The 25,111-nt window shown below is 66.9% G+C and carries 27 protein-coding genes; 11 read left to right on the top strand and 16 right to left on the bottom strand.

Features of this window, described 5'->3' with window-relative positions:
- The first annotated feature begins 1 nt into the window (after position 1).
- Both IRG63_RS03565 and IRG63_RS03570 read left to right on the top strand, forming a co-directional pair.
- Entirely contained in the window at positions 2–922 is a 921-nt protein-coding gene (locus IRG63_RS03565; RefSeq protein ID WP_193509239.1) for an ABC transporter permease, read from the top strand.
- 52 nt (positions 923–974) lie between these two features.
- Positions 975–2,048 carry a BMP family protein gene (locus IRG63_RS03570; protein WP_193509240.1) on the top strand — a complete coding sequence of 358 codons (1,074 nt, stop codon included), beginning with the start codon at positions 975–977 and terminating at the stop codon, positions 2,046–2,048.
- A 36-nt stretch (positions 2,049–2,084) separates the two neighbouring features.
- Here the strand turns inward: IRG63_RS03570 and IRG63_RS03575 are convergent, their stop codons facing one another.
- Positions 2,085–2,936: a site-specific DNA-methyltransferase gene (locus tag IRG63_RS03575; RefSeq protein ID WP_193509241.1), complete on the bottom strand. Its 852-nt coding sequence runs from the start codon at positions 2,934–2,936 to the stop codon at positions 2,085–2,087.
- Between the two features lie 55 nt (positions 2,937–2,991).
- Here IRG63_RS03575 and IRG63_RS03580 point away from each other — a divergent pair, with 55 nt between their 5' ends.
- Positions 2,992–3,276, top strand: a complete 285-nt coding sequence (locus IRG63_RS03580) for a GNAT family N-acetyltransferase (protein WP_168625852.1) — start codon at positions 2,992–2,994, stop codon at positions 3,274–3,276.
- Here IRG63_RS03580 and IRG63_RS03585 read toward each other — a convergent pair whose 3' ends face one another.
- Genes IRG63_RS03585 through IRG63_RS03610 form a run of 6 tightly spaced genes read right to left on the bottom strand, consistent with a single transcriptional unit; the run spans position 3,277 to position 7,672 of the window.
- A complete protein-coding gene (locus IRG63_RS03585) occupies positions 3,277–3,462 on the bottom strand; it encodes a hypothetical protein (RefSeq protein WP_168625853.1) in 186 nt (61 codons plus the stop codon).
- 10 nt (positions 3,463–3,472) lie between these two features.
- Entirely contained in the window at positions 3,473–4,267 is a 795-nt protein-coding gene (locus IRG63_RS03590; RefSeq protein ID WP_168625854.1) for a heme ABC transporter ATP-binding protein, read from the bottom strand.
- A complete protein-coding gene (locus IRG63_RS03595) occupies positions 4,264–5,310 on the bottom strand; it encodes an iron ABC transporter permease (RefSeq protein WP_168625855.1) in 1,047 nt (348 codons plus the stop codon). The genes IRG63_RS03590 and IRG63_RS03595 overlap by 4 nt, the downstream gene beginning before the upstream one ends.
- Positions 5,289–6,338, bottom strand: a complete 1,050-nt coding sequence (locus tag IRG63_RS03600) for a lipoate--protein ligase family protein (protein ID WP_168625856.1) — start codon at positions 6,336–6,338, stop codon at positions 5,289–5,291. Before IRG63_RS03600 ends, IRG63_RS03595 begins: the two co-directional genes overlap by 22 nt.
- 36 nt (positions 6,339–6,374) lie before the next feature.
- Positions 6,375–6,806 carry an HIT family protein gene (locus tag IRG63_RS03605; protein WP_193509242.1) on the bottom strand — a complete coding sequence of 144 codons (432 nt, stop codon included), beginning with the start codon at positions 6,804–6,806 and terminating at the stop codon, positions 6,375–6,377.
- Positions 6,803–7,672, bottom strand: coding sequence for an alpha/beta hydrolase (locus IRG63_RS03610; protein WP_168625858.1), 870 nt, complete (start codon positions 7,670–7,672; stop codon positions 6,803–6,805). Before IRG63_RS03610 ends, IRG63_RS03605 begins: the two co-directional genes overlap by 4 nt.
- 96 nt (positions 7,673–7,768) lie before the next feature.
- Between IRG63_RS03610 and IRG63_RS03615 the strand changes: the two genes are divergently transcribed.
- Both IRG63_RS03615 and IRG63_RS03620 read left to right on the top strand, forming a co-directional pair.
- Entirely contained in the window at positions 7,769–8,185 is a 417-nt protein-coding gene (locus tag IRG63_RS03615; RefSeq protein WP_168625859.1) for a MarR family winged helix-turn-helix transcriptional regulator, read from the top strand.
- Positions 8,186–8,190: 5 nt separating this feature from the next.
- Positions 8,191–9,504 (top strand): MFS transporter, encoded by a 1,314-nt coding sequence (locus IRG63_RS03620; RefSeq protein WP_227411714.1) that lies wholly within the window; start codon positions 8,191–8,193, stop codon positions 9,502–9,504.
- A 10-nt stretch (positions 9,505–9,514) separates the two neighbouring features.
- Here the strand turns inward: IRG63_RS03620 and IRG63_RS03625 are convergent, their stop codons facing one another.
- Together IRG63_RS03625 and IRG63_RS03630 are read right to left on the bottom strand one after the other, a co-directional pair.
- On the bottom strand, positions 9,515–10,102 hold the full coding sequence (locus tag IRG63_RS03625; RefSeq protein WP_227411715.1) for an NADPH-dependent FMN reductase: 588 nt from the start codon (positions 10,100–10,102) through the stop codon (positions 9,515–9,517).
- A gap of 118 nt (positions 10,103–10,220) precedes the next feature.
- Entirely contained in the window at positions 10,221–11,516 is a 1,296-nt protein-coding gene (locus tag IRG63_RS03630; protein WP_193509243.1) for an MFS transporter, read from the bottom strand.
- Between the two features lie 98 nt (positions 11,517–11,614).
- On the opposite strand from IRG63_RS03630, the gene IRG63_RS03635 reads away from it, so the two are divergent.
- Complete coding sequence (locus IRG63_RS03635; RefSeq protein WP_193509244.1) at positions 11,615–12,427, top strand: MBL fold metallo-hydrolase; 813 nt, start codon at positions 11,615–11,617, stop codon at positions 12,425–12,427.
- Here the strand turns inward: IRG63_RS03635 and IRG63_RS03640 are convergent.
- The 3 genes from IRG63_RS03640 to ddaH are packed head-to-tail and all read right to left on the bottom strand — an operon-like array spanning position 12,411 to position 16,105.
- Entirely contained in the window at positions 12,411–14,015 is a 1,605-nt protein-coding gene (locus IRG63_RS03640; RefSeq protein WP_193509245.1) for an acyl-CoA dehydrogenase family protein, read from the bottom strand. The genes IRG63_RS03635 and IRG63_RS03640 overlap by 17 nt on opposite strands.
- A gap of 21 nt (positions 14,016–14,036) precedes the next feature.
- Entirely contained in the window at positions 14,037–15,272 is a 1,236-nt protein-coding gene (rocD, locus tag IRG63_RS03645) for an ornithine--oxo-acid transaminase (RefSeq protein WP_349236097.1), read from the bottom strand.
- On the bottom strand, positions 15,245–16,105 hold the full coding sequence (gene ddaH / locus IRG63_RS03650; RefSeq protein WP_168625864.1) for a dimethylargininase: 861 nt from the start codon (positions 16,103–16,105) through the stop codon (positions 15,245–15,247). The genes rocD and ddaH overlap by 28 nt, the downstream gene beginning before the upstream one ends.
- A gap of 214 nt (positions 16,106–16,319) precedes the next feature.
- Between ddaH and IRG63_RS03655 the strand changes: the two genes are divergently transcribed.
- On the top strand, positions 16,320–16,760 hold the full coding sequence (locus IRG63_RS03655; RefSeq protein WP_168625865.1) for an Lrp/AsnC family transcriptional regulator: 441 nt from the start codon (positions 16,320–16,322) through the stop codon (positions 16,758–16,760).
- A gap of 48 nt (positions 16,761–16,808) precedes the next feature.
- Entirely contained in the window at positions 16,809–17,468 is a 660-nt protein-coding gene (locus IRG63_RS03660) for a GTP pyrophosphokinase family protein (protein ID WP_370566166.1), read from the top strand.
- Between the two features lie 76 nt (positions 17,469–17,544).
- On the opposite strand, the gene IRG63_RS03665 is transcribed toward IRG63_RS03660, so the two are convergent.
- Complete coding sequence (locus IRG63_RS03665) at positions 17,545–18,123, bottom strand: NAD(P)H-dependent oxidoreductase (RefSeq protein WP_168625866.1); 579 nt, start codon at positions 18,121–18,123, stop codon at positions 17,545–17,547.
- A 108-nt stretch (positions 18,124–18,231) separates the two neighbouring features.
- Between IRG63_RS03665 and IRG63_RS03670 the strand changes: the two genes are divergently transcribed.
- Complete coding sequence (locus IRG63_RS03670; protein ID WP_193509246.1) at positions 18,232–18,729, top strand: MarR family winged helix-turn-helix transcriptional regulator; 498 nt, start codon at positions 18,232–18,234, stop codon at positions 18,727–18,729.
- Positions 18,730–18,749: 20 nt separating this feature from the next.
- Here IRG63_RS03670 and IRG63_RS03675 read toward each other — a convergent pair whose 3' ends face one another.
- From IRG63_RS03675 to aceA, 3 genes are all read right to left on the bottom strand, one after another.
- The gene (locus IRG63_RS03675; protein WP_193509247.1) at positions 18,750–19,298 is read right to left on the bottom strand and encodes an acyl-CoA thioesterase; all 549 of its coding nucleotides are present in this window, start codon (positions 19,296–19,298) and stop codon (positions 18,750–18,752) included.
- 142 nt (positions 19,299–19,440) lie between these two features.
- Positions 19,441–21,063, bottom strand: coding sequence for a malate synthase A (aceB, locus tag IRG63_RS03680; RefSeq protein WP_168625869.1), 1,623 nt, complete (start codon positions 21,061–21,063; stop codon positions 19,441–19,443).
- Positions 21,064–21,094: 31 nt separating this feature from the next.
- The gene (gene aceA, locus IRG63_RS03685; protein ID WP_193509248.1) at positions 21,095–22,387 is read right to left on the bottom strand and encodes an isocitrate lyase; all 1,293 of its coding nucleotides are present in this window, start codon (positions 22,385–22,387) and stop codon (positions 21,095–21,097) included.
- 298 nt (positions 22,388–22,685) lie between these two features.
- Here aceA and IRG63_RS03690 point away from each other — a divergent pair, with 298 nt between their 5' ends.
- Both IRG63_RS03690 and IRG63_RS03695 read left to right on the top strand, forming a co-directional pair.
- A complete protein-coding gene (locus IRG63_RS03690; RefSeq protein WP_193509249.1) occupies positions 22,686–23,915 on the top strand; it encodes an ABC transporter ATP-binding protein in 1,230 nt (409 codons plus the stop codon).
- Complete coding sequence (locus IRG63_RS03695; RefSeq protein ID WP_168625872.1) at positions 23,915–25,093, top strand: spermidine/putrescine ABC transporter substrate-binding protein; 1,179 nt, start codon at positions 23,915–23,917, stop codon at positions 25,091–25,093. Before IRG63_RS03690 ends, IRG63_RS03695 begins: the two co-directional genes overlap by 1 nt.
- The last annotated feature ends 18 nt before the right edge of the window (positions 25,094–25,111 follow it).

A 25,111-nucleotide genomic window follows, 5' to 3' on the forward strand; every position in this document is an offset into this window, starting at 1 on the left:
TATGGAATCGATTCTCGTCGTGCTCCTCGGCAGCACCGTGCTGCTGATGACCCCGATCATGCTGGCCGCCCTGGGCGAGATCATCGCCGAGCGAGCAGGAGTGCTCAACATCTCCATCGAGGGAGTGATGCTGTGCGGCTGCTTCGCCGCTGCAGCCGCTCTGCAACTCGGTTTGGGGCTGGTCGCCGCAGTTCTGGTGTCGATTCCGGCGGGGGTGCTCCTCGGTGCGGCACTGTCCTGGCTGTACATCACCCGCCGGGTGAACCAGATCGTGGGCGGCATCCTCTTCAACCTGCTGGCCCTCGGTCTGACCACCATGCTGTACGTCAGCCACTTCACCGCGAATACGGCCGGGGCGATATTCCAATCGACGCCCATTCCGCTGCTGTCTGACCTGCCGGTCGTCGGGCCGTCATTGTTCAGTCAGCCACTGTTCGTGTACCTCGTGGTGTTGCTTGTTCCGCTAACTCACCATCTGCTGTTCTCCACCTGGTTCGGACTGCACACGCGGGCGGCGGGAGAGCGTCCAGAGGCCGTCGACTCAGCCGGGGTGAGCGTCAACGCGATTCGCGGCCTCGCCCTGACAATCGGATGCGCACTGATCGCCGTGGGAGGCGCAGCGCTGGTGGTTCTGCAGTCCGGGGCATTCACCGCAGGCATGACAGCAGGAAAGGGTTTCATCGCCCTCGCAATCGCGATGGTCGCTCGATGGCGTCCACTCATGACCATCCCCGCCGCCGCCCTGTTCGGGTTCGCAGAGAGTTTCCAATATCAGGCCCAGACTCTCGGGCTGGAGGTCGTGCCATCGCAGCTGTGGTCGATGCTGCCCTATGTCGTGACCATCGTCGCGGTGGTCATCGGCAGGGCGGCGCGGTATCCGGCGGCCATCGGCGTCTCCTACCGACGGGCAGGAGTCGATTGAACGTGCGGGTGCATGGTGCCCGCCGATGCCCCATCAATGGAGAGGACAAACAATGAAGTTGAAACGCAACGCCATAGCCGGCGTCGCCCTCATGGCCATGTGCGCGCTTGTGCTTGCCGGATGCAGTTCGGACAGCGCTGCAGGCGACGACAGCACAAAGATCAGCATGCTCAACAGCGGCAGCATGACCGACTCATCGTGGACCCAGAACTGGTACGAGGGTTCACTGCAGGCCCAGGAGGTTCTCGGCGACAACTACAGCATCAGCTACACCGACCAGCTGAACTCGGCGGACTCCCTCGAGCGTGCTGGCGGTGCAGCCTTGAGCGAAGGAGCGACTGCGGTCATCTACGGCACCAGCGAGGTTCCGCAGGCCCTGGACCGGCTGGCGAAGAAGTTCCCCAACGCGTTCGTGTGCGGCGCGGAAGGTCCACGCAAGGAGTACCTCCCGAACGTGTGCACCATGTACCCGCACTGGGAAGAAGGCGCATTCCTGTCGGGAGTGCTTGCAGGGTTGACGACGAAGACCAAGCACGTCGGTGCGATCGGGGCATTCGACTCCCCGACGCTGACCAGCCAGATGGAGGCCTTCGCGCTTGGCGTGCGTTACGTGGACCCGACCATCAAGGTGGACAAGGTCTACACCATGTCGCTGAGCGACACCGCGGCGGCTCGCGCTGCGGCTGACGCTCAGTACGCGGCAGGCGCTGACATCATCCTGGTTGCCCTGAACGACGCCATCCGTGGCGTGTTCGCCGCCGCTGAGAAGCACGGCGGTCTGGTCATCGGGCAATACGTCGACTGGTACGACGAAGCTCCGGATGCCGTGCTCGGCTCGGTGCTTTACCACCTCGACGAGGTCAGCAAGCGCATGATCGAACTCGCTGCGGCAGGAAAGCTGGAAGCGAAGTCGTATGAGTTCTCACTGGCCAATGGGCCGTTCGGCGAGCTCGCGGAGTTCCGCGGCTCGACCGGCGAGCTTGTCACCGACGAGACCCGTGCTGAGCTCGAGCGACTCGCCAACGCGATTCGCGACGGCAAGCTCGTTCTTCCGGGTATCCACGAAATCGGCATGCAGGGAGCATCCGACAAGGTCGACCTGAAATCGCTGAAGATCGCAGGATAGGCCCGATGTGGTCCCGCCCGGTGGGGCGGGACCACATCACTCGAAGGCGACGCCTGCCTTCTCCAGACGGCGCCGGATAATCGCGATCGCCTCGTCCCTCTCATCCACGAGCACGAACCGGCGACCAAGCGCCGCCGCCACCGCACCGGTCGTGCCGCTGCCGGCGAAGAAGTCGAGTACCCAGTCCCCCGGCCGACTCGACGCCTGGATCATCCGCCGCAGGATTCCCTCCGGCTTCTGGGTCGGGTAGCCGGTCTTCTCCTTACCGGTCGGCGACACGATGGTGTGCCACCAGACATCCGTCGGCAGCTTCCCCCGCTCGGCCTTCTCCGGCGTCACCAGTCCCGGCGCCATGTACGGCTCCCGGTCGACCGCCTCGGAGTCGAAGAAGTAGCGGTCCGGGTTCTTCACGTAGACGAGGATCGTGTCGTGCTTTGACGGCCAGCGCCGCTTCGACTTGCCGCCGTAGTCGTAGGCCCAGATGATCTCGTTCAAGAAGCACTCCCGGCCGAACAACGCGTCGAGCAGCACCTTCGCATAGTGAACCTCGCGGTAATCGAGGTGCAGGTACAGGGTGCCGTCGTCGGCGAGCAGCCGCCACGCCTCGGTCAGCCGCGGCTCGAGGAACATCCAGTAGTCCTCGAACGAGTCGTCGTAGCTCACGAGGTCGCCCTTGATGCGCTCGTAGCGCTGCCCCTGGAAGCCGATCACGGTCCCGGATGCGCTGCGCACGTTGGTCGTGGTTTGCCTGGCCTGGCTGCGCCCGGTGTTGAACGGGGGGTCGAGGTAGATGACCGTGAACGCGGCATCCGGCAACTGGGCGATGGCCGCAAGGTTGTCGCCGTGGAGGACCAGGTTCTCACCCTCGGCACTCCACTCGATCGGCATGCGCCAATTCTGGCAGTTCGAGCAACCTCCCAGAATCCGTCCCTAGCCTGACCGCATGTCGACCGAACTCAAGTGGCTGCCCGGCCAGGACCGCGTTCTGTATCTGCGTGATGGCGAGGAGGTTGCCCTGGTCGACTTCCAACGGACACCGAACGAGTTGCGCCTGGTGCACACCGAGGTGAGGCCGCAGCTGCGTGGCCAGGGTGTCGACGACATGATGCTGCAGGAACTCTTCGACTCGCTGCACGACACCACGCAGGCGCGCGTGGTCGCCGTCTGCCCGCACGCGGCCCGCTGGGTCGACCGGCATCCGGAGTATCTGGAACTCGCCGGGCGCTAGCTAGCGCTTCTTCGGGTAGTTGGCCTTCTCGAGGTCGATCACGATCTTGCCGCCGTAGACCCCGTGATCTCCGTCCCCGGGGATGGGTGCTGGCGCAGGCAGCACGCTTTGCCGCGAGAGTTCCTGCTCCGCCTCGTGCTTGGTCGGGTAGAACACCTCATCGAGGGCACCCATGAAGCCGGCCATGCGGATGATCCTAACCCGAGTGCGGTGCGCGCTTCGGAAGTACGATCGGCCGCCCCGTCGACTCCTGGGTGAGGATCTCCACGTCGAGCCCGTACACCTCGCTGATCAGGTCGGCGGTCAGCACGGTCGCCGGGTCGCCCAGCCTTGCGAGCCGCCCGGCGGAGATCAGCGCGATGCGGTCGGCGTAGGCGCCGGCGAGGGAGAGTTCGTGCAGCACCACGACCACCGCCGCCCCCCCGGCCGCCAGCTCGCCCGCGGTGCGCAGCACCTCCTCCTGGTGGCGCAGGTCCAGGGCCGCCGTCGGCTCGTCGAGGAACAGGATGCCGGCGCGCTGCGCGAGCACGCGCGCGAGCGACACCCGGGCCTTCTCGCCGCCGGACAGCCGGGTGTAGCGGCGATCGGCCAGGTGACTGACGTCGGTCTTGGCGAGCGCCGCGGCGATGGCGGCCTGGTCATCCTCGAACTGCGGCGTCCGCGCCCATGGGCTTCGGCCCATCTCGACGACCTCGCGCACCCGGAACGGGAACGTCACCGCATTCTCCTGAGTCAGGACAGCGCGGCGCCGGGCGAGCTCGATCGGCCGATAGGAGTCGAGCTCGCGACCGTCGAGCAGCACACGCCCTTCCGTGGGCGGCATGTCACCGGAGAGCACGCCAAGCAGCGACGACTTGCCCGCACCGTTCGGGCCGACAAGCGCGAGGATCTCACCACGCCGGATGTCGATGCTCACCGCGTCGAGGATGCGATTCTCGTCGAGAACCAGGCCGACCTGCTCGGCCCGTATTGCGACCTCCGGTGCGCTCATGCCCAGCCTCCACTGCGCTGGCGCGCCCGGAACAGCAGCCAGAAGAAGAACGGGCCGCCGATGAGCGAGGTGAGCATGCCGATCGGCAGGTCGGCGCCGGGGATGAGCGTGCGAGCGGCGAGGTCGGCGAACAGCATGAGCGCGCCGCCGCCGAAGGCGCTGCCGATGATGACACCGCGGTGCGACGGGCCGATGATCATGCGGATGATGTGCGGCACAACCAGGCCGACGAATGCGATGATGCCGCAGAACGCGACGGCTGCGCCGGTCAGCAGCGCGACCAGCACGATCGACCAGATCCGCAGGCGTTCGACGTTCAGCCCCAGGTGGCGCGCGTTCCGCTCGCCGAGCGAGAGCAGGTCCAGTCTGCGTGCAATGCTGACCGCCACGACGCTGCCGATCGCCGCGACGACGAAGACGATGATGGCCTCCTGCCAGCGCGACCCGTTCAGGGAGCCGAGCTGCCAGAAGATGATCTGCTCCCGGCTCGCCGAGTCGCCGAGGAACAGCAGCAGCGCCAGCCCCGCGCCGCCGAACGCGTTGACCGCGATGCCGGTGAGCAGCAACGTGACGACCTCGGTGCGCCCATTGGCTCGCGACATGAAGTAGACGAGCAGGGTCGCCACGAGACCGCCGAGGAAGGCGAGCGCGGCGACGCTCCAGCCGCCGAGCGCGGTGAGCCCGAACACGATCCCGATCGCGGCACCGAGCGCGGCACCGGATGACACGCCGACCACCCCCGGCTCGGCGAGCGGGTTGCCGAAGATCGCCTGCATGACCGCGCCCGCTACGGCGAGCGCCGCACCAACCGCGAGCGCCATCAGGATGCGGGGAAAGCGGACCACCAGCAGGGCTGCCTCGGTCACCGGGTCATCCGGTGCCCACTCGTTCTGGATGCCGATCGCGCGCAGCAGCGAGCCGATGACCTCGCTGGGCGCCACCGCCAGCTGTCCGGCCATGGCCGACAGCACCACGCCGAGGACGAGCGTGATGGTGAGGCCGACGACGAGTGCCGTGCGCCTCACGGAACCCGGTACAGCCATTCCTCGGTAGAGAACTTCTCGTCGACCAGACGTTGCGCCTTCTCCAGTTCGTCCTGGGTGATCTCACCGTCCGTGGCGCCGTAAAGCTCCCGGAAGGTCTGCTTGAGGCTGCCGATGATCTCCTCGCGCGGCAGTCCGGTCTGGCTGCGCAGCGGGTCGACGCGCTTGGCGGCGCTCTTGGTGCCCTTGTCGCTCATCTTCTCGCGGCCGATGCGCAGGATCTGCACCATCTTGTCGCCGTCCATGTCGTAGCTCATGGTGACGTGGTGCAGCACAGCGCCGGCGCCGATGCGTTTCTGGGCTGCGCCGCCGATCTTGCCCTTGCTGCTGGCGATGTCGTTGAGCGGCTGGTAGTAGGCATCGATGCCGAGCTTCTTCAGCCCGGTGATCACCCACTCGTCGAGGAATGCGTACGAGTCCGCGAACGACATCCCGTGCACGAGCTCGGAGGGCGCGTAGATCGAGTAGGTGATGATCGTGCCGGCGTCCATGAGCATGGCGCCGCCGCCGCTGATCCGGCGCACCACCTGGAAACCGTACTTCTCGGCGTTCTCCAGGTCGACCTCGTTCTTCACCGACTGGAAGCTGCCGATGACGACCGCCGGCTCGTTCCACTCCCACATGCGCAGCGTCGGCTTGCGTCGTCCGGCGCCGACCTCCTCGGTCAGCACCTGGTCGAGTGCGAGCTGCAGCGTGGGCGGGTACGCGTCCCCGTGCACGAGCTGCCAGTCGTAGTCGGTCCAGGTGCTGGCTTGCGAGAGTGCACGTCGAACCGTCGTCGCGACCGCCTCCGGCGAGAAGCCAAGCATCTGCACGCCCTCCGGGAGCGCGTGGCGGACCACGGATGCGATGGTTGCGGCATCCGAATCGGCCGGCAGCCCGTTGACCGCGGCGTTGATCTCCTCGAGCGCAGAGTCCGGTTCGAGGAAGAAGTCGCCGGCGAGGCGGAAGCCGGTGATCTTGCCACCCTCGACCTCGAGGTCGACAACGACGAGCTTGCCGCCTGGCACCTTGTACTCGCCGTGCATGATCCTCCGTTCACCGCGACTCAGCAGATATCCAGCCTAATCCTCGGCAGGTACGTGGTCCTCGTGGCCGTGGGTTCGCAGCCGGGCGCGCAGCCGCACCGCGGCATCGTCGAGGTCGGCCGGTTTCGCCGATCGATCGATGCCACCAGGGTGGAATTCCCACGGCGACCAGCTCGGCCAGACGTGGATGTGCAGGTGCGGCACCATGTAGCCCTCGATCATCAGGCCGGCGCGATCGGACTGCCACTCATCGCGCTGCGCCAGCCCGATCTTGTGCGCGACCACCATCAAGTGGGCGATGAGGGTGTCAGGCACATCGAGCCAACGGTCCACCTCTTCGCGCGGCACGACCAGCGTGTGGCCGGGCTGCCGCGGCTCGATCGTGAGGAACGCCACGCACTTCTCGTCCTTCCAGATGAACCTGGCGGGTGCCTCACCGCGGATGATCTTGGAGAAGATCGACGTCATCTCAGGCGCGATCCCAGCCAGCGCAGCGTGTCGGCGACCACCTCGTCGCGGTTGGTCTCGTTGAAGACTTCGTGCCGGGCATCCGTGTACACGATCAACTCGACATCGCTGAGCCGGGACCGCTTCAGGTAGGCGGCGGCGAGGAGCTCGGCGCTGCGCGGACCGCCCAGCGAGTCGTCGCTGCCGATCTGAATCAGCACCGGGATGTCGGAGGCGAGTTGCTTCGCAGGGGTGCCGAGCAGCCCGAGGCTGTCCCGGATGCCGAAGAGTTTCAGGGTCTTCGCGTCGAAGGTCAGCGGGTCGGCCTTGAACGCGTCGCCGACCGCGGCGTCCCGGCTGAGCCACTCGTAGCCGGTCGTGCCGAGGTGCCTGTGCCTGGCAGCCAGGTCTCCCGAGTTCATGTGCCGCAGCGTCCGGTACGCGGTGCCGCTGAGGATGAGCGCGTCATAGTCACCCGGATGCCTGTTGATGATCAGCTGGGCGATGATCGATCCCCAGCTGTGGCCGAGCAGCACGAGCGGCAGCGACGTGTTCTCCTCCCGGATGATGCGGGTGAACTGGCGCACGGCCTCGACGGTCGCCCGATGCCCGCCCGGGCCGAGCCGGCCCAGCCGCGTCAGATCGCCCGCGTACTGCTCGCGGCCGGTCTCGCCGTGCCCACGGTGGTCGTCGGCGTAGACGGAGTACCCGGAGGCGACGAGCTTCTGGGCGAGCCACTCGTAGCGCTTGGCGTGCTCGCCGAGACCGTGGACGATTTGCACCACCGCGGTGGCGGCGGGAGCAACCCAGCGGTAGTGGTGGATCGTCACGCCGTCTGTGTCGACGAAGGTGCGCTCCTCGCGCGTGACCGTTTCGCTATCGGACACTGGGCCTCCTTGCTCAGGGCCAGTGTATTGCGCGGCCCAGCCAACTGCGCGCTTCCAGTTTCGTTAGCCAAACTAATTTGATAGACTAATCGATCTATGAAACCCGTTGCCGCTCAGGAGCTCCGCTTCGCCGTACAGAGACTGAGCCGTCGCATCCGGATCATGCAGGCCGACGGTGACGTCACAGAGGGTCAGCGCTCGGTGCTTGCGACCATCCACAACAATGGTCCGCAGACGCTGCGTTCGCTCGCCGAACTCGAGGGCGTCACGCCGCCGAGCATGAACCGCACCGTCAACGCGCTCGTCGCGGCCGGGTTGCTCGAACGTGAGGTCGACGAGCAGGACGCCCGCCGGGTCATCCTGAGCATCTCGGATGCCGGTGCCGACTTCATCAAGGAAACCCGCAAGCGGCGGGATGCCTGGTTCACCAAACAGCTCGCCGGACTCAGCCAGGACGAGCGCGACGCGCTCAGCGCCGCCACCCCCGTGCTGAAAAAGCTGGCCGAGCAATGAGGGCGATGTTCCGCTCGCTGGGCATCTTCAACTACCGGCTGTGGTTCATCGGGGCGCTCGTCTCCAACATCGGCGCGTGGATGCAGCGCACCGCCCAGGAATGGCTGGTGCTCACCGAGCTGACCGATCACGACGCGGCAGCCGTCGGCGTCACGATTGCGCTCCAATTCGGCCCGCAGCTGCTGCTCATGCCGGTCGCCGGCTGGGTCGCCGACCGGTTCGACCGGCGCACGGTGCTGATCTGGACCCAGGTGACCATGGCGCTGCTCGGTGTCTCACTCGGCGCCATTGTGATCTTCGGCGTGGTCGAGCTGTGGCACGTCTTCGCCTTCGCCACGGCGCTCGGTGTTGCGGCCGCTGTCGACTCGCCCGCGCGCCAGGCGTTCGTCTCCGATCTCGTGAGTGAGAAGAACCTGCCGAACGCGGTTGCGCTGAACTCCGCGTCGTTCCACGCCGCACGCCTCTTCGGCCCGGCGGCGGCCGGAGTGCTCGTGGCCATCGTCGGGCCGGGCTGGGTATTCGTGCTGAACGGACTGACCTTCGCCGCCGTGCTCATCGCCCTGTGGATGATGCGTGTTGACCAGTTGCACCCAGCCGTGCGACCGCCTAGGGCGAAGGGTCAGATTCGCGCCGGGCTGCGCTATGTCGGCTCACGCAGCGACATCGTGCTGATCCTCGTGATGATCTTCCTAATGGGCACGTTCGCGATGAACTTTGCCGTGTTCAACTCCACTATGGCCACCGTCGAATTCGGGGTGGGTGCAGGCGAGTACGGGCTGATGTCCTCGATCATGGCGATCGGTGCCCTCACTGGCGCACTGCTCGCCGCCCGTCGCGACCGGCCGCGCCTTCGACTCGTGATCGGCGCATCCGCCGCGTTCGGCGCCGCGATCCTGCTGGCCGCGTTCATGCCCACCTATTGGACCTACGTGGCTGCGCTCGTGCTCATCGGAGCTAGCTCGATCACCATGATGACCGCGGCGAACGCCTACGTGCAGACGTCGACGGCGCCGATGATGCGGGGCCGCGTGATGGCCGTCTACATGGCGATCTTCACCGGCGGCACCCCCATCGGCGCTCCGCTGATCGGCTGGGTCGCGAACGAGTTCGGCCCGCGCTGGGCACTCGGAGTGGGCGCAGCGGGCACATTCCTCGCGGTGATCATCGCGGTAATCTGGATGGTCAGATACAAGGACCTGCGCGTGCGTTACTCCCGCCCGGCGCGACGGTTCGTCATCCGGTATCGCGGAGACCAGCGCGACCGCGAACTCGCGACCCAGGAGATTTCGATCATCGAGGGCACGATCAAGCGCGGTTGAGGGGCGCGGCTCAGCCGTGCTGGTGCAGCGCGGTGTAGACGCGTTCGATGAAGTCCCGGAACTCGGTCATGAACCCGCGGAGGAAGTCGGCCGTCGAATCGTCGGTGACCTCGCCGTGCTCCGTGAACAGCCCCGGCTTCGCTTGGATGTAACCCTCAGGGGTGTTCATCTGCGGCGAGTTGCAGAAGCTCATGACACTTCGCAGGTTCTGCTGAGCCACCGCGGTGCCGATCGACCCCGGCGACGTGCCGATCATCGCTGACGGCTTGCGCGCGAAGGAGTTCTGTCCCCACGGCCGGCTTGCCCAGTCGATCGCATTCTTCAGCCCGCCGGGAATCGCGCGGTTGTACTCGGGCGTCACGAACAGCACCGCGTCGGCGTCGGAGATCGCCTTCTTCAAGTCGAGCGCAACCTGCGGATAGTCGTCGTCGTAGTCGTAACTGTAAAGGGGCAGATCCTTGATCGGGATTTCGGTGAACTGCAGTTCGGACGGCGCCAGTTTGATGAGCACCTTGGAGAGCGTCCGGTTGATGGATGCCGTTGCCAGGCTGCCGACGAAGTAGCCGACCTGGTACGGCGGTTCCGGCATGTGTGCCATGAGAAACCTCCCGTGTTTCGCCTCCAGCCTGAACCGGGCGAACAGTGCCCACCCGAGACCGGACGATGTTCCCAGTCGGTTCACACGCCCGGCTCAGGGCTTCGGCGGGAGTGGTTGGTCAGGGTGTCGGCGACAGGGCGTCGTAGCTGCGGAACGACGGCTGGAACCTCAGCAGCAGCGCGACCAGGGACACGATCAGGATGCCCCCGAGCACCGGTGGGAACCACAGCGCTCCCACGGCCGCCGCGATGCCGATGTAGATATCGCCGACGCGGGGACCCCCGGCCACGACGACCATGAACACTCCCTGCAGTCGGCCGCGCATGGCATCTGGGACCGCGACCTGCAGCATCGTGGTGCGGAAGATCATCGATACGTTGTCCGCGGCGCCGGCACAGACCAGAGTGAGCGCGGCCGCGACGATCGCCACCCAGTGCGGCGCGCCATCCGTCGCCGGGTCGAACCCGGCCAGGACGAGCACGGTGCCGAACGCGAGGATGCTGCAGCCGTACGCGATCACACCCCAGCCGATCGCGAGGCCGTGACGTCGGACGGTGCCGACCCGGCCGGAGAACACGCTGCTGACGAGTGTGCCGACCGCGACCGCGGCGGTGAGCACGCCGACGGTGACTGCTCCGCCGCCGAGCAGCAGCGCGCCGACCGCGGGGAACAGCGCGTGGGGGCGCCCGAATGTCATCGCGATGATGTCGGCGACGAACGACGAGCGGATGTTCGGGGCGCGACGCAGGAACGCGAGCCCGGAGACCAGCGACTTCAGGCCGGGCCGCTCGCGATCGCCCTCTGGCAGGATGCGAGGAAGCGCGATGATGCCCATGAACGCGGCGGTGAAGAGCAGGACGTCCATCGTGTAGGTCCAGGCGAAGCCCGCTACGGCAACGAGCACGCCCGCGAGCGCCGGCCCGACGGTCACCGCGAGTCCGAAGCCCATTCCCTGGAGGGCGGATGCGGCCGGCAGCAGGTTCGGCGGCAGCAGACGCGGGAGGATTGCCTGGCGGGATGTGCCGATCACGGTGGAGGCGACGGCGTTGAGCGCGGTCAGCAGGTACAACAACACGAGTTGGTCGAAGCCCAGCCACGTCATGGCTGCGATGGATGCGATCGAGACCCACGCGAGGATCGCCGAGACCAGCGCGACGAGCCGTCGGTCGAAAGAGTCGGCGAGCACGCCGCCGAACAGTCCGGCGAGGATCATCGGCACAAGCGCGACTCCACCGACCATCGCCACCGCGGTGGTCGAGGCGGTGAGGTCGTACACGTGCAGCCCGACCGCGACGATGGTCATCTGGTTGCCGATGCCCGCGATCGAACTGCCGAGCCAGAGCTTTGCGAACGCGGGGCTGGAGCGCAGCGGCGACAAGTCGATGAAATGCTTGCGGCGGCCGGCGGGAGTCACCGAAGAAGCCTAGACCGGCCGTAGGGCTTGCGGGCTGCGTCCCGACGAAATACCGTCGCCACCAAGCCGGGTGCACACTACTTGTCGGAAGGCAGCTCATGCTGAAGCGGGTCGCTGAAGGCGTTCTCGTTCACGAGAGCGAATTCATCCAGAGCAACGCCGTTGTCGTGCAGGGGTCCGGGGACGGGGTCTTGCTCATCGACCCCGGCATAACGAGCGCCGAACTGGTCGACATCGCGAAGGATCTTCGCGAGTCGGGCCAGAGCGTCGTGGCAGGCTTTTCGACGCATCCGGATTGGGACCACGTGCTCTGGCACGCGGACTTGGGTGACGCGCCCCGGTACGGCACAGCCCGCTGCGCGGCCTCCATGCGCGAGCTGCTGGCGCACGCGGACTGGGAGGCCCGCGTCGCCGGGGGGCTGCCGCCGGAGTACGCCGAGGACATCCCGATGGAGCTGCTCGGGCTCATCACCGGCCTGCCCGCCGAAGCCGAGCGGATTGAATGGGATGGTCCCACAGTGCGGATCATCGAGCACCGGGCCCACGCCCCAGGTCATGCGGCGCTGCTGATCGAGGAGCGTGGGGTTCTCGTCGCCGGCGACATGCTTTCGGACATCCTGATGCCGTTCCTGGATCTGGATGCCGCCGATCCGATCGAGGACTACCTTGCTGCGCTGCGGCTGTTCGAGAGCGTGGCCGACGACGTTGTTGTCGTCGTCCCCGGTCACGGTTCGGTCGGCGGAGCGCAACAGCTGCGAGAGCGGATCAAACAGGATCGCGCGTACGCGGAGGCCCTGCGGGACGGCGGTGTCATCGACGACGTGCGGGTCGGTCCTTCGGCGCCGTTGGATTGGCTGCCGGAAGTGCATCAATGGCAGCTTGAGCGGCTCGGGATCAGTGGCGCCGAATGATGCCCTCAAGGTCGGCGCGCGCGGGCAGCACCCCGTAGAGGCTGCCGCGGTCGTCGCCCAGCCGTGCCGCGACGAACGTGTGTGACACGGCCGCGGGGGCGTGCTGGAGCAGCAGTGACGCCTGCAGGGCGAGCGCCAGCTGCTCAACCAGCTGGCGTGCCTGGCGCTGCGCGTCATCCGGTGCCCGCAGCATCCGCTTGGTCGCCTCGACGTGCGCATCGAACACCGGATGCGCGCCGCGCGCGAGGTCCACCTCGTCGAAGAACGCGTCAACGCTCTGCGGCTCGCGCTCGATCGCACGCAGGACGTCGAGCGCGATGACGTTGCCGCTGCCCTCCCAGATCGCCATCACCGGCTGCTCGCGGTAGCGGCGGCCGAGCGGGAAGCCCTCGGTGTAACCGTTGCCGCCGAGGCACTCCATGGCCTCGTAGGCATGCCCGGGTCCGCGCTTGCAGATCCAGTACTTCGACACCGCGGTGGCGAGCCGGCGGAAGGCGTGCTCGGCGTCATCCGCATCGTCGTCGTGCGCTCGCGCGAGCCGCAGCGCGGTCGCGGTGGCCGCCTCCGACTCGAGGGCGAGGTCGGCGAGCACAGCGGTCATCGCCGGCTGGTCGACGAGCTTCGCGCCGAAGGCGCTGCGGTGTCGTGCATGCCACAGCGCCTCGGCCACCGACTGCCGCATGCCGGCCGCCGTGCCGAACACGCAGTCCAGGCGGGTGCGCGCGACCATCTCGATGATGGTGCGGACCCCGCGACCCTCCTCGCCGAGCAAGTGGCCGACAGTGCCGTCGAACTCGACCTCGCTCGACGCGTTGGAGCGGTTGCCGACCTTGTCCTTGAGCCGCTGGATGCGGAACGTATTCCGGCTGCCGTCGTCGAGCATCCGGGGCAGCAGGAAGCAGCTCAGTCCGGCCGTCGATTGCGCGAGCAGCAGGAATGCGTCCGACATCGGCGCGCTGCAGAACCACTTGTGGCCGGTGAGGCGCCAGCTGCCGTCGCCCGCGTCGATCGCGCGGGTGGTGTTGGCGCGCACGTCCGAGCCGCCCTGCTTCTCCGTCATCGCCATCCCGAACAGGGCGGATGCCTTCGGCTGGCCGAGCGCGCCGTCGTAGTCGCGGCTCAACAGCCTCGGCAGCCACTTCGTTTCGAGCTCCGGGGAGGCGGCGAGCGCCGGCACCGCCGAGTGGGTCATCGAGATCGGGCACGCGTGGCCGGGCTCGACCTGGGCGAACAGCATGAAGGTGGCGGCGCGCGCGACGTTCGCGCCGGGACGGGGCTCTGCCCACGCGCTCGTGTGCGCGCCGGATGCCGCGGCCGCCGCGATCACCCGGTGATACGACTCGTCGTACTCCACCTCATCGACGCGATTGCCCCACCGGTCGTGGGTGTGCAGCACCGGCGCGTGGGTGTTCGCGCGCTCCGCGTCCGCCTGGAATGACGCGCTGCCGACCAGTCGTCCGACCTCGTGCAGGTCGTCTTGCGCCCAAGCGGCGTCGTAGCGTGCGACCCCCTCGACGAGGGGACCGTTGAGCCCGAACTCGTCGACGTCGACGCGCGGCGGCGGCTGGTTGAGGGTCTCATGCGTCATGGAATGACCGTAAACCCGAGCTCAGCCGACGGGACGCAGTTCAGCCAGCACCGCGGCGAGCTGGTCCACCGCGAAGTCGAGGTCGCCCCCAGAGATCACCAGCGGCGGCGCGATTCGCACCGTGGTCTGGTGGGTGTCCTTCATGAGCACTCCGCGCTCCAGCATGCGGGCGCAGACATCGCGTCCCGACCCGTACGCAGGGTCGATGTCGACGCCCGCCCAGAGTCCGGCTCCGCGCACCGCGGTGACGCCAGCGCCCACCAGTCCCGCGAGGCGCGCGTGCAGGTGTTCGCCGAGCGTGCGCGACCGCTCCTGGTACTCGCCCGTGCGCAGCATCCGGATCACCGCGCGACCGACGGCAGCCGCGAACGGGTTGCCCCCGAAGGTCGACCCGTGTTCCCCAGGGTTCAGCACGCCGAGCACGTCCCGGTTGCCGACCACCGCAGACAGCGGCACGATGCCGCCACCAAGTGCCTTGCCGAGCAGGTACAGGTCGGGCACGACGCCCTCGTTGTCGCACTGGAAGGTCGCGCCGGTGCGGCCCAGCCCGGTCTGAATCTCGTCGGCGATGAACAGCACGTTCCTGCGGGTGGTCAGCTCGCGCACCGCCCCAAGGTAGCCGGCCGGCGGCACTATGACCCCGGCCTCGCCTTGGATCGGCTCGAGCAGCACGGCGACGGTCTCATCGTCGATCGACGCCTCAAGCGCCGTGAGGTCGCCGAACGGCACCGACCGGAAGCCGGGCGTGAACGGTCCGAAGTCCCTCCGGGCGACCGGGTCAGTGGAGAAACTGACAATGGAGATCGTGCGGCCGTGGAAGTTGCCGTCCGCCACGACGATGTTGGCGTTGCCCTCAGGCACGCCCTTCACCCGGTATCCCCACGCGCGAGCCACCTTGATCGCGGACTCGACCGCTTCCGCCCCGGTGTTCATCGGCAGCACCAGGTCCTTGCCTGCGAGCTCAGCGAGTTCGGCGACGAACGGTCCGAGCTGGTCGTTGTGGAACGCCCGACTGGTCAGCGTGATCCGCTCCAGTTGCGCGCGGGCGGCGTCCAGCAGCATCCGGTTGCCATGCCCGAAGTTCACGGCCGAGTAGGCGGCCAAGCAGTCGAGGTAGCGGTTGCCCTCGATGTCGGTCACCCACGCACCGTCACCGGAGGCGACCACCACCGGCAGCGGATGGTAGTTCTGGGCGATGTGCTCTTGTTCGGCGGCGATCGCCGCCGCGGTCAGCGCCGAAGTTCCAGCGTGCAGCACTTGACGCCGCCTCCTCCGAGCAGGAGCTCGGACAGGTCGACGCCGATCGGGTTGTACCCGCGCTCGCGCAACTGCCGCTCGAAGTCCTTCGCGCGCGACGCGATCACGATGTTGTACCCGTCCGAGTACGAGTTGAGTCCGAGGACGGATGCGTCCTCCTCGTTCACTTCGATGGCATCCGGGAACCGCTCGCGCAGCACCGCGAGCCCCTCCTCGTTGAACGCCGATGGCAGGTAGGCGATGTTCTGCGCTCCGCCCTCGATCGGCTCGGGATCGAGCACCGCGATCGCGGTGTCGAGGTGGTAGAAGTTCGGGTTCACGAGTTCGAGGCTGACCACCTCGCGCCCGAAGATCCGCTCGACCTCGCGGTGGCTGGCCGTGTCGCTGCGGAAGCCGGTGCCGGCCAGGATCACATCGCCGACGAGCAGGAAGTCGCCCTCGCCCTCGTTGGTGTGCTCTGGCTCGCGCACGTCGAAACCGTTGTCGCGGAACCAGTCCATGTAGGCGGGACCCTCCGGGCCACGCTGCTCGTACCGGAACTTGGCACCGTAGGCGATGCCGTCGATCACGAAGCCGCCGTTCGCGGCGTAGACCATGTCGGGCAGAGAGTCGATCGGGTCGATCAGGCGAACGTCGAAACCGAGCTCGAGGTAGGTGTTGTACAGCACCTCCCACTGCCGCACCGCCAGCGATGTGTCGGTGGGCTGCTCGGGGTGCATCCACGGGTTGATGCGGTAGTTCACGGTGAAGAAGTCCGGGCGGCACATCAGGATGGTGCGCTCGGTGGCCTTGCGGGCTGCCGGGTTGGCAAGGTTCGCGGTCTGGGTCGTCATCTCTTGTCCTCGGGCTCAGTGATTGGGCGGACTAGGTCGCTCGTTCGAGCCCCGCGGCTCGGGACGCCTTAACCAGTCTCCCACGCTCTTTATCCACGTTTCCTGTCGAGTCGAGCAGGATTCACGCGTTGTGGGGCAGCCGGGTGCAAGAATCACCCGATTTGCGGCATCCGGATGACTGGCCGCCACCTCCGCGCGGCCATACCCTTGGGTCATGGACAGTCTCGACTACGGCATCATCGACCTGCTCCGCCAGAACGCACGAGCGGGCTATGGCGACATCGGGGAGCGGATCGGGCTCTCGGCGTCCGCGGTGAAGCGGCGCGTGGACCGGCTGGTCGCGGACAAGGTGATCCGCGGTTTCACCATTCAGGTCGACCCAGCCGTCGATGGGATGGGCACGGAGGCGTACGTCGAACTGTTCTGCCGGGGCACCGTCGCGCCGGAGGAGCTCAGACGGATCCTCGCCGGGGTGCCGGAGGTCGTCGACGCGGGGACCGTCACCGGCAGCGCCGACGCGATCGTGCACATGCGCTCGCGGGACATCTCGAGCCTCGAGGTCGCCCTCGAGCGCGTGCGTATCGCCCCCAACGTTGATCACACCCGCAGCGCGATCGTGCTGTCGAAGCTGATCCACCGGCCGTACGAACCCTGACCGCCGCCGATCGGGAACCGCCAAGCGGCCTCGTGAAAGGATTGCCGGGTGCAGTTCGAATCAACAGCCGACCTTGACGAGCTTCGCGACCTGAGGGATCAACTCACCCGGTTCCTGCTCGCCTACAAGTTCGGCATCGACGAACTGATGACGAAGATCAACATCCTCAAAGAGGAGTTCGCTGTCAGTCAGGACTACTCGCCGATCGAGCACGTGAACTCGCGGCTGAAGACGGTCGACAGCATTGTCGACAAGATACGCCGCAAGGGCTTCGAGTTGTCGCTGGAGTCGGTTCGGGACAACGTCACCGACATTGCGGGCATCCGGATCACCTGCGCGTTCATCGGCGACACCTACCGGGTGGCGGAGATGCTCACCGCGCAGAGCGACATCACGGTGCGCCTGGTGAAGGACTACATCGCCGAGCCCAAGCCGAACGGCTACCGCAGCCTGCACCTGCTGCTGGAGATCCCGGTCTTCCTTTCCGACCGGGTCGAGATCGTGCCGGTCGAGGTGCAGCTGCGCACGATCGCGATGGACTTCTGGGCGAGTCTCGAGCACCGGATCTACTACAAGTACGACCGCCACGTGCCAGAGTCGATCCTCGCGGACCTCAGTCGGGCGGCGGAGTCGGCGAGCGACCTGGACGCGAAGATGGAGCGACTCCACCTCGACGTGCAGCACCTTCCCGAGCAGCCGGCCGCCTGAGCAGACATGCGAAAGGCCCGGCAAACGGATGCCGGGCCCTTCTGCCGCTTTCGGGTGAGCGGCGGGTGAGCGCGAGTTACGCGGCGAGCGCCTCGTCGACGCGCAGGCTGCGCAGGGCACCGGCCCATGCGACGACCTGGTCGACCTGCGTCTGCAGCTCGGGGAGGTGCATCTCGGCGGGCTTCACGGTGGTGAAGTTCTCCACGTCGGTGAACAGCGAGAGGAGCACGTTCTGGCGCACGTCGGCGATGGCGAGCTCGGCCAGGACCTGGCGCAGGTGCTCGTTGGCGCGCACGCCGCCCATGCTGCCGTAGCTGACGATGCCGGCGGCCTTGTTGTGCCACTCGGTGCCGACGAACGAGATGGCGTTGGTGAGCGCGCCCGGGATCGAGTGGTTGTACTCGCCGGTCACGAAGATGTAGCCGTCGAACTCGCCGATCTTCGACGCGAACTTCTTGGTGTGCTCGTGCTGGTACTGGCCGGCGGCGGCGGGGATCGCCTCGTCGAGCAGCGGGAGGTTGTAGTCGGCGATGTCGACGAGCTCGAACTCGACGCCGTCGGCCTTCGCGTTGTCCTTGACCCAGTTGCCAACCTGGATGCCGAGGCGTCCGGGGCGGGTGCTTCCGACGATGATTCCGATCTTGAGATCTGACACGTGTTGCCTTCCTGAAAAGTTCTTGGTGACACGTCACCCAAAATTGGTGACGCGTCAACGATACGCGCCACTGGTTGACATGTCAACAATGAGCTATGATGGTGTTCTATGGCCGCTTCACCCCACATCTCCGAGCAGGAGTGGGCCGTCTGGCGCCGGTTCTATGCCATGCGACGGCAGCTTGACCGCGCCTTGGAACAGCAGCTGCAGGGCGACTCCGGCATCTCCGGCCCCGACTATGAGATCCTCGTTGCCCTGTTCGACGCCCCGGACCGCAAACTTCGCGCGCGTGAGCTCGCGGAGATCATCGGATGGGAGAAGAGCCGCATCTCGCACCAGGTCAGCCGCATGGAGACTCGCGGCCTCGTCGAGCGCACCGAGTGCGAAACCGACCTCCGCGGGACCTGGATCGGCATGACCAACGAAGGCAAGCGCACAATCTTCCGCGCCATGCGCAACCACCATGACGCCATCCGCAGGTTCTTCTTCGACGTGCTCACCGATGAGGAGAAGGAGCTCGTCTCGGCCGCCTCGGGCAAAGTGCTGGATGCGATCAACCCAGCAGCGTGCGAAGTGGCGGAATCAATCGAGGCTCGGCGCGCCTAGCCTCGGCTTGTGCCCAGTGGCTATTCCCACTCGCTGGGCGCAGGCACCTTGGTCGACGGCAGTGCGACCTTCTGTCCCCAGCGCAGGATCCACTCGGGCACCTCGAGTTCGTGCGGCGCCACGCCGATGAGCTCGATCAGGTCGTCCATCGGCACCAGCCCGCCGCTCTTCTTCAGGAAGCGGCCCCGGATGAACATCCGAGCGTAGATCTCGCCGTCGACCACGAACCGCTGCTCGAGGTACACCGCGCGGTCGTCGTAGCCGAGGAATCGGCTCTCGACGTTGAACTTCTGCCACAGGTCGAGTGACTTCCGGTAGGAGATCGTCGTCGCGACCACCACCGGGTACCAGCCGCGCGCGGTCATCGCCTTGTACAGGCCGGCGCGGCGCAGCAGATCGAAGCGGCCGAGGTCGGCGATAGACAGATAGCGGCCGTTGTTGAGGTGCCGGTACATATCGATGTCGGTGGGCAGCACCCGGAATTCGGTCGATGACACATCGAACGGTCCCTGCGTCGCGCCGCGCGGCTTGATCAGCAGGTGCCAGAGGGTGCGCCAGATCAGGTTCACGAAGCGAAATCTAGCGGTGGACTCAAGCGCGGCGACATCCGGCTGGCGGAAACCTACAAGGACAGCGCGATGACGGCATCGCCAGCGCCACGCAAACGACGAGCGCGGACCGTTCGGGTCGCGGTCCGCGCTCGTCGCTGATCTATGCGGCAGCTGCCGCCATCGGCTCCTCGACGAGGTAGCGCGAGTAGGCGCACAGCGTCAGGAACGTCGGGTAGTCATCCTGCAGCGCGACGGTGCGGAACACCTCTGCGGCATCATCCAACCGGTCGCCGTCGGTGCGCGGCAGCGTCTCGAGCAGCCCGGTCAGCAGCCCGTCGACGAGCTCGCGGGTGATCTGCACACCGTCCTCGGTGACGACATCCTGGTGGATCCACTGCCACACCTGCGATCGGCTGATCTCGGCTGTCGCAGCGTCCTCCATGAGATTGTCGATCGCGGCCGCCCCGACGCCGCGCAGCCACGAGTCGATGTAGCGGATCGCGATCGACACGTTGTCGCGCACGCCCTCGAGCGTGATCGACCCGTTCGTGGAGCGGATGTCGAGCAGCTGCGCGGCGGTGACCTCCACGTCGTCGCGCTGGCGATCGAGCTGGTTCGGGCGGTCGCCGAGCACCGCGTCGAACTCGGCGCGCGCGGTGTCGACGAGGTCCGGGTGCGCGACCCAGGTGCCGTCGAAGCCGTCGGCCGCCTCGCGGCGCTTGTCCGCGCTGACCTTCTCCATCGCCATCGCGGTCACCTCGGGGTCGCGACGGTTCGGGATGAACGCGCTCATGCCGCCAATCGCGTGCGCGCCACGCTTGTGCGCCGTCTTCACCAGCAGCTCGGTGTAGGCACGCATGAACGGAACGGTCATCGTGATCTGGTTGCGGTCCGGCAGCACGAAGCGCTGCCCGCGACCGCGGTAGTTCTTGATGATGCTGAAGATGTAGTCCCAGCGACCCGCGTTCAGTCCCGCCATGTGGTCGCGCAGCTCGAACAGGATCTCCTCCATCTCGAACGCTGCCGGGAACGTCTCGATCAGCACCGTCGCGCGGATGGTGCCGTGCGGGATGCCGAGACGGTCCTCGGCGTAGCTGAACACGTCGTCCCACAGCTTGGCCTCGTGGTGGCTCTCGAGCTTCGGCAGGTAGAAGTACGGGCCGCGACCGGAGTCGATGAGCGCCTTCGCGTTGTGGAAGAAGTACAGGCCGAAGTCGACCAGCGACCCGGATGCCGGCATCCGGCGCCCCGCACGGTCGATGTGGCTCAGGTGCTTCTCGACCAGGTGCCAGCCGCGCGGGCGCAACACGATCGTGGGCATCTCACCCTTGACCTCGTAGCGCTTGCCCTCGGGGCTCGTGTAGTCGATCTGCCCACGGATGGCGTCGAAGAGCGAGAGCTGCCCCTCGATGACGTTCGCCCAGGTCGGGCTGGTCGCGTCCTCCTGGTCGGCGAGCCACACGTTGGCCCCGGAGTTGAGGGCGTTGATCGTCATCTTGCGGTCGGTGGGGCCGGTGATCTCCACGCGCCGGTTCTCGAGGCCCGGCCCGGCGCCGGCGACACGCCACTCGGTGTCTTCGCGGATGTGCGCGGTCTCCGGCAGGAAGCCGAGGTTGCGGCCGTTGCCCAGGTCGTAGCGCACCCGCATCCGGGCGGCCAGCTGATCGTGTCGGCGACCCGCGAACCGGTCGTGCAGCTCGGTGAGGAACTGCAGCGCATCCGGAGTGAGGATCTCGTTGTACCGCTCGCGCAGTTCTCCGGTGATCTCGATGCTCGTGTTCATTGCTTCATTCCTTTGCTGATCCTGCTGCGATTTAGTGGAACTGCGCGGTCTCGGTGGAGCCGACGAGCGCCAGGGTCTCGCTGTCCGGGTTCAGGGCAGTCGCGATGCGGTCGAAGTAGCCGGTGCCAACCTCACGCTGGTGGCGGGTTGCGGTGTAACCGTCCGCCTCGGAGGCGAACTCGGCCTCCTGCAGTTCGACGTAGGCGCTCATCTGCCGCTCCTTGTAATCGGCCGCGAGCGTGTACATCGAATGGTTGAGGGCGTGGAACCCGGCCAGGGTGATGAACTGGAACGCGTACCCCATCGCCGCGAGCTCCTTCTGGAAGCGCGCGATCTGGTCGTCGTCGAGGTGCCGCTTCCAGTTGAACGACGGGGAGCAGTTGTAGGCCAGCTTCTTGCCCGGGAACTGCGCGTGGATCGCTTCCGCGAAAGTGCGGGCGAGCTCGATGTCGGGCTCGGCGCTCTCCACCCAGAGCAGGTCGGCGTAGGGCGCGTAGGCCAAGCCGCGCGCGATGACCGTGTCGAGGCCGGGGGTCGTGCGGTAGAAGCCCTCCGAGGTGCGCTCGCCGGTGAGGAACTGCTTGTCGCGGTCGTCGATGTCGCTCGTGATGAGGTCGGCGGCAAGCGAGTCGGTGCGCGCGATGATGATGGTCGGCACGCCGGCGACGTCGGCGGCGAGGCGCGCGGCGTTCAGGGTGCGGATGTGCTGCTGGGTCGGGATGAGCACCTTGCCGCCCATGTGGCCGCACTTCTTCTCGCTCGCGAGCTGGTCCTCCCAGTGCACGCCGGCTGCTCCCGCCTCGATCATCGAGCTCATGAGCTCGTACGCGTTGAGCGGCCCGCCGAAGCCCGCCTCGGCGTCGGCGACGATCGGCTGCAGCCAGTCGCGCGTCTCCGCGCCTTCGGCGAACTCGATCTGGTCGGCGCGCAGCAGCGCGTTGTTGATGCGGCGCACGACCGCGGGAACCGAGTTCGCCGGGTAGAGGCTCTGGTCAGGGTAGGTCTGGCCGGACAGGTTGGCGTCGGCGGCGACCTGCCAGCCGGAAAGGTAGATGGCTTTGAGTCCCGCGCGCACCTGCTGCACCGCCTGGTTTCCGGTCAGCGCGCCGAGCGCGTTCACGAACGGCTCCTCGTGGATGTAACGCCACAGGTTCTCGGCGCCGCGGCGAGCCAGAGTGCGGTCCTCGCGAACGCTGCCGCGCAACGCGATGACGTCCTCGGCGCTGTAGTCGCGCTCGACACCCGCCCAACGGGCATCCGTCTTCCACTCGGCTGCAAGCTGGTCAGCGGTCTGGGTCTGGTCTCCTGCGCGGGCGGTGCTCATCGGTGCCTCCGGTAGATCGTCCATGGCCCGTGACTCGGGCCCGTGACACCACTCTCGGGGCAAGAGAGCCGGTTCTGCGCGCTCTCGACGATAGAAATTCGCCTGTTTTTCCGCAGTTCGGAAATGTGTCGTGACAACGGTCAAACGGAGGATTTGAGCGCATCAGCCCGCCATTCGCTTCGGATTCCGTAGCCGCGAGACAAAATGACAATCAATCCCGTTGCGGTTCTACCGGAACTCCGCTTGACTACAGACAACCCGCGTCCCATCGTTGTGAGCCCGGAGGCCTGAAGCCGAAGTGACTGTTTCGACCAATCTCACGAGCGAGGCTTCCCCCGGATCCAGCGAGCATTCACACCCCGGGCGCGCGGAAGCGCCCGGTGCGGTGGTGCTCGAGTCGGTAACCAAGACGTTCGGTGCCAGCACCGCGGTCGACAGCATCGACCTTCGCGTCGAGCCGGGCGAGTTCCTCTCCCTTCTCGGCCCATCCGGATGCGGCAAGACCACGACGCTGCGCATGCTGGCCGGCTTCGAGCGGCCCGACGCCGGTCGCATCCGCATCTCCGGCCAGGATGTGCTCGGGGTTCCACCGCACAAGCGCAACGTCAACACCGTCTTTCAGGCGTACGCACTGTTCCCGCACATGAGCGTCGCCGAGAACGTCGCCTACGGCCTGCGGCAGAAGCGGGTCCCCAAGGCGGAAGCCCGCCAGCGGGTGACCGAGGCGCTCGAGATGGTGAAGATGCGGTCCTTCGCCGACCGGCGGCCGAACATGCTCTCGGGCGGCCAGCAGCAGCGCATCGCCCTCGCGCGTGCCCTCATCAACCGGCCAGCCGTGCTGCTGCTCGACGAACCGCTTGGCGCACTCGACCGGCAACTGCGCGAGGAGATGCAGGTCGAGCTGAAGCTGCTGCAGTCGCGCCTCGGCATCACCTTCATCTTTGTCACCCACGACCAGGGCGAGGCGCTGTCGATGAGCGACCGGATCGCCATCATGCGCGACGGGCGCATTGAGCAGCTGGCGGATGCCGACACCATCTACGACTCCCCCGCCAGCGCCTACGTCGCCGGGTTCATCGGGCAGCAGAACTTCATCCCCGGCACCATCGGGCGTCAGAGCGACCTGCTGGACACCGCTTACGGCACCCTGCGCACCAGTCGACCCACCGACCTGGCGTCGGGAACGGATGCCCAGGCTGCGGTCCGCCCGGAGCAGGTCACCGTTTCTGAAGGCCAGCCCGCCTCCCAGCAGAACTCTCTGCCGGGAGAGCTCATCGGCATTTCGCATCTCGGCGAGACCCTGCAGTTCCTCGTCTCGGTCGGGGACGGACTGACCATCCAGGCCAGGGCGCCCCGCCCGACCGCACCCCGCATCCCGGTGGGCGCCACAGTCTGGTGCTCCTGGGACGCGGACAGCGTCAACTACTTCCCCGGGGAGCAGGCGGTGCAGGCTCAGGCCGAGATCGAACGCGCCCTGACCAACCCCGCAGCATCCACCAATTCGATCTCAGTGAAGGAGCGACCCTGATGTCCCACGAGCAGCCTGTTCGGATTCTCGCCTCAAGTGCGGCCAGCCGCATGATCGCGGCACAGTACAACCGGCGTCGCTTCCTCAGCTTCGCCGCGGCCGCGGCGGGCGCCGGGTTGCTGGCCGCGTGCAGTTCCCCCGATGGCTCAACCGCCCCCCGGGCGACCGGGGCCGCGCTCGAGGACAAGCTGACCATCTACACCTGGGGCGACTACGACGACCCAGACGTGCTCGCGCAGTTCACCGCGGACCTCGGCCCAGCGGTCACTCTCGACTCGTTCAACTCCAACGAGGAGATGATCTCCAAGCTCGTCGCGGCGAAGGGCACCAGCGGCTACGACATCGTCGTCCCGACCGGCCAGTTCATCCCGCAGATGGTCGAGAACGGGCTGCTCGCCAAGTTCAACCATGACCTCATCCCCAACCTCAAGAACGTCGACCCGGTGTTCCTCGGCCGGGACTGGGACCCGAACAACGACTACTCGGTCGTCAAGGCCTGGGGCACCACCGGCTTCGTCTACGACAAGACCAAGATCACTCGCGAGCTGAAGACCTGGAAGGACTTCATCGACGCGGCCATGAACGAGGCAAGTGGCGACGTTTCGCTGCTCGACGACCCTGCGGAACTCACCGGCCTCTACTTCTGGGCGAACGGCATCGACTGGACGACGACTGATGCCGCCCACCTCGATGCGGCCGAGGACTTCCTGGTGAACACCCTCGCGTCGCACGTCGCCGCCTTCGACTCCTACCCCGGCGGCGTCGCCATCCCGCAGTCGCAGCACGCGCTGATGCAGGCCTGGAACGGCGACGCGCGCATCGGCATCCTCGAGAGCGCCGACCCGGACCGCTGGCAGTGGGTGCTGGGCAACCCCGCCACCGAACTGTGGGCAGACAACTGGGCCATTGCCGAGGGCGCGCCCCACCCGGAGGCCGCTCACGCGTTCATCAACCACGTGCTCGACCCCGAGGTGTCGCTGGCTGAACTCGACTACATCGGCTACCACACCGGTGTCGCCGGGATCGAGGATGCCGCGCGCGAGGCCGGTCTGGAGATGCTGGACCTCGTGTTCTTCACGCCAGAACAGCTCGACATGATGCACACCGGTGAGGTCAACGATGCTCAGCAGCGCGCGGTTGAGATCTGGGACAAGATGAAGGCCGCCGCCGGCGCTTAGCGCGCGAACTGCAACGCC

Origin of the sequence: Cryobacterium sp. BB736 (assembly GCF_014980265.1) — a bacterium.
Taxonomy (GTDB): Bacteria; Actinomycetota; Actinomycetes; order Actinomycetales; family Microbacteriaceae; genus Terrimesophilobacter.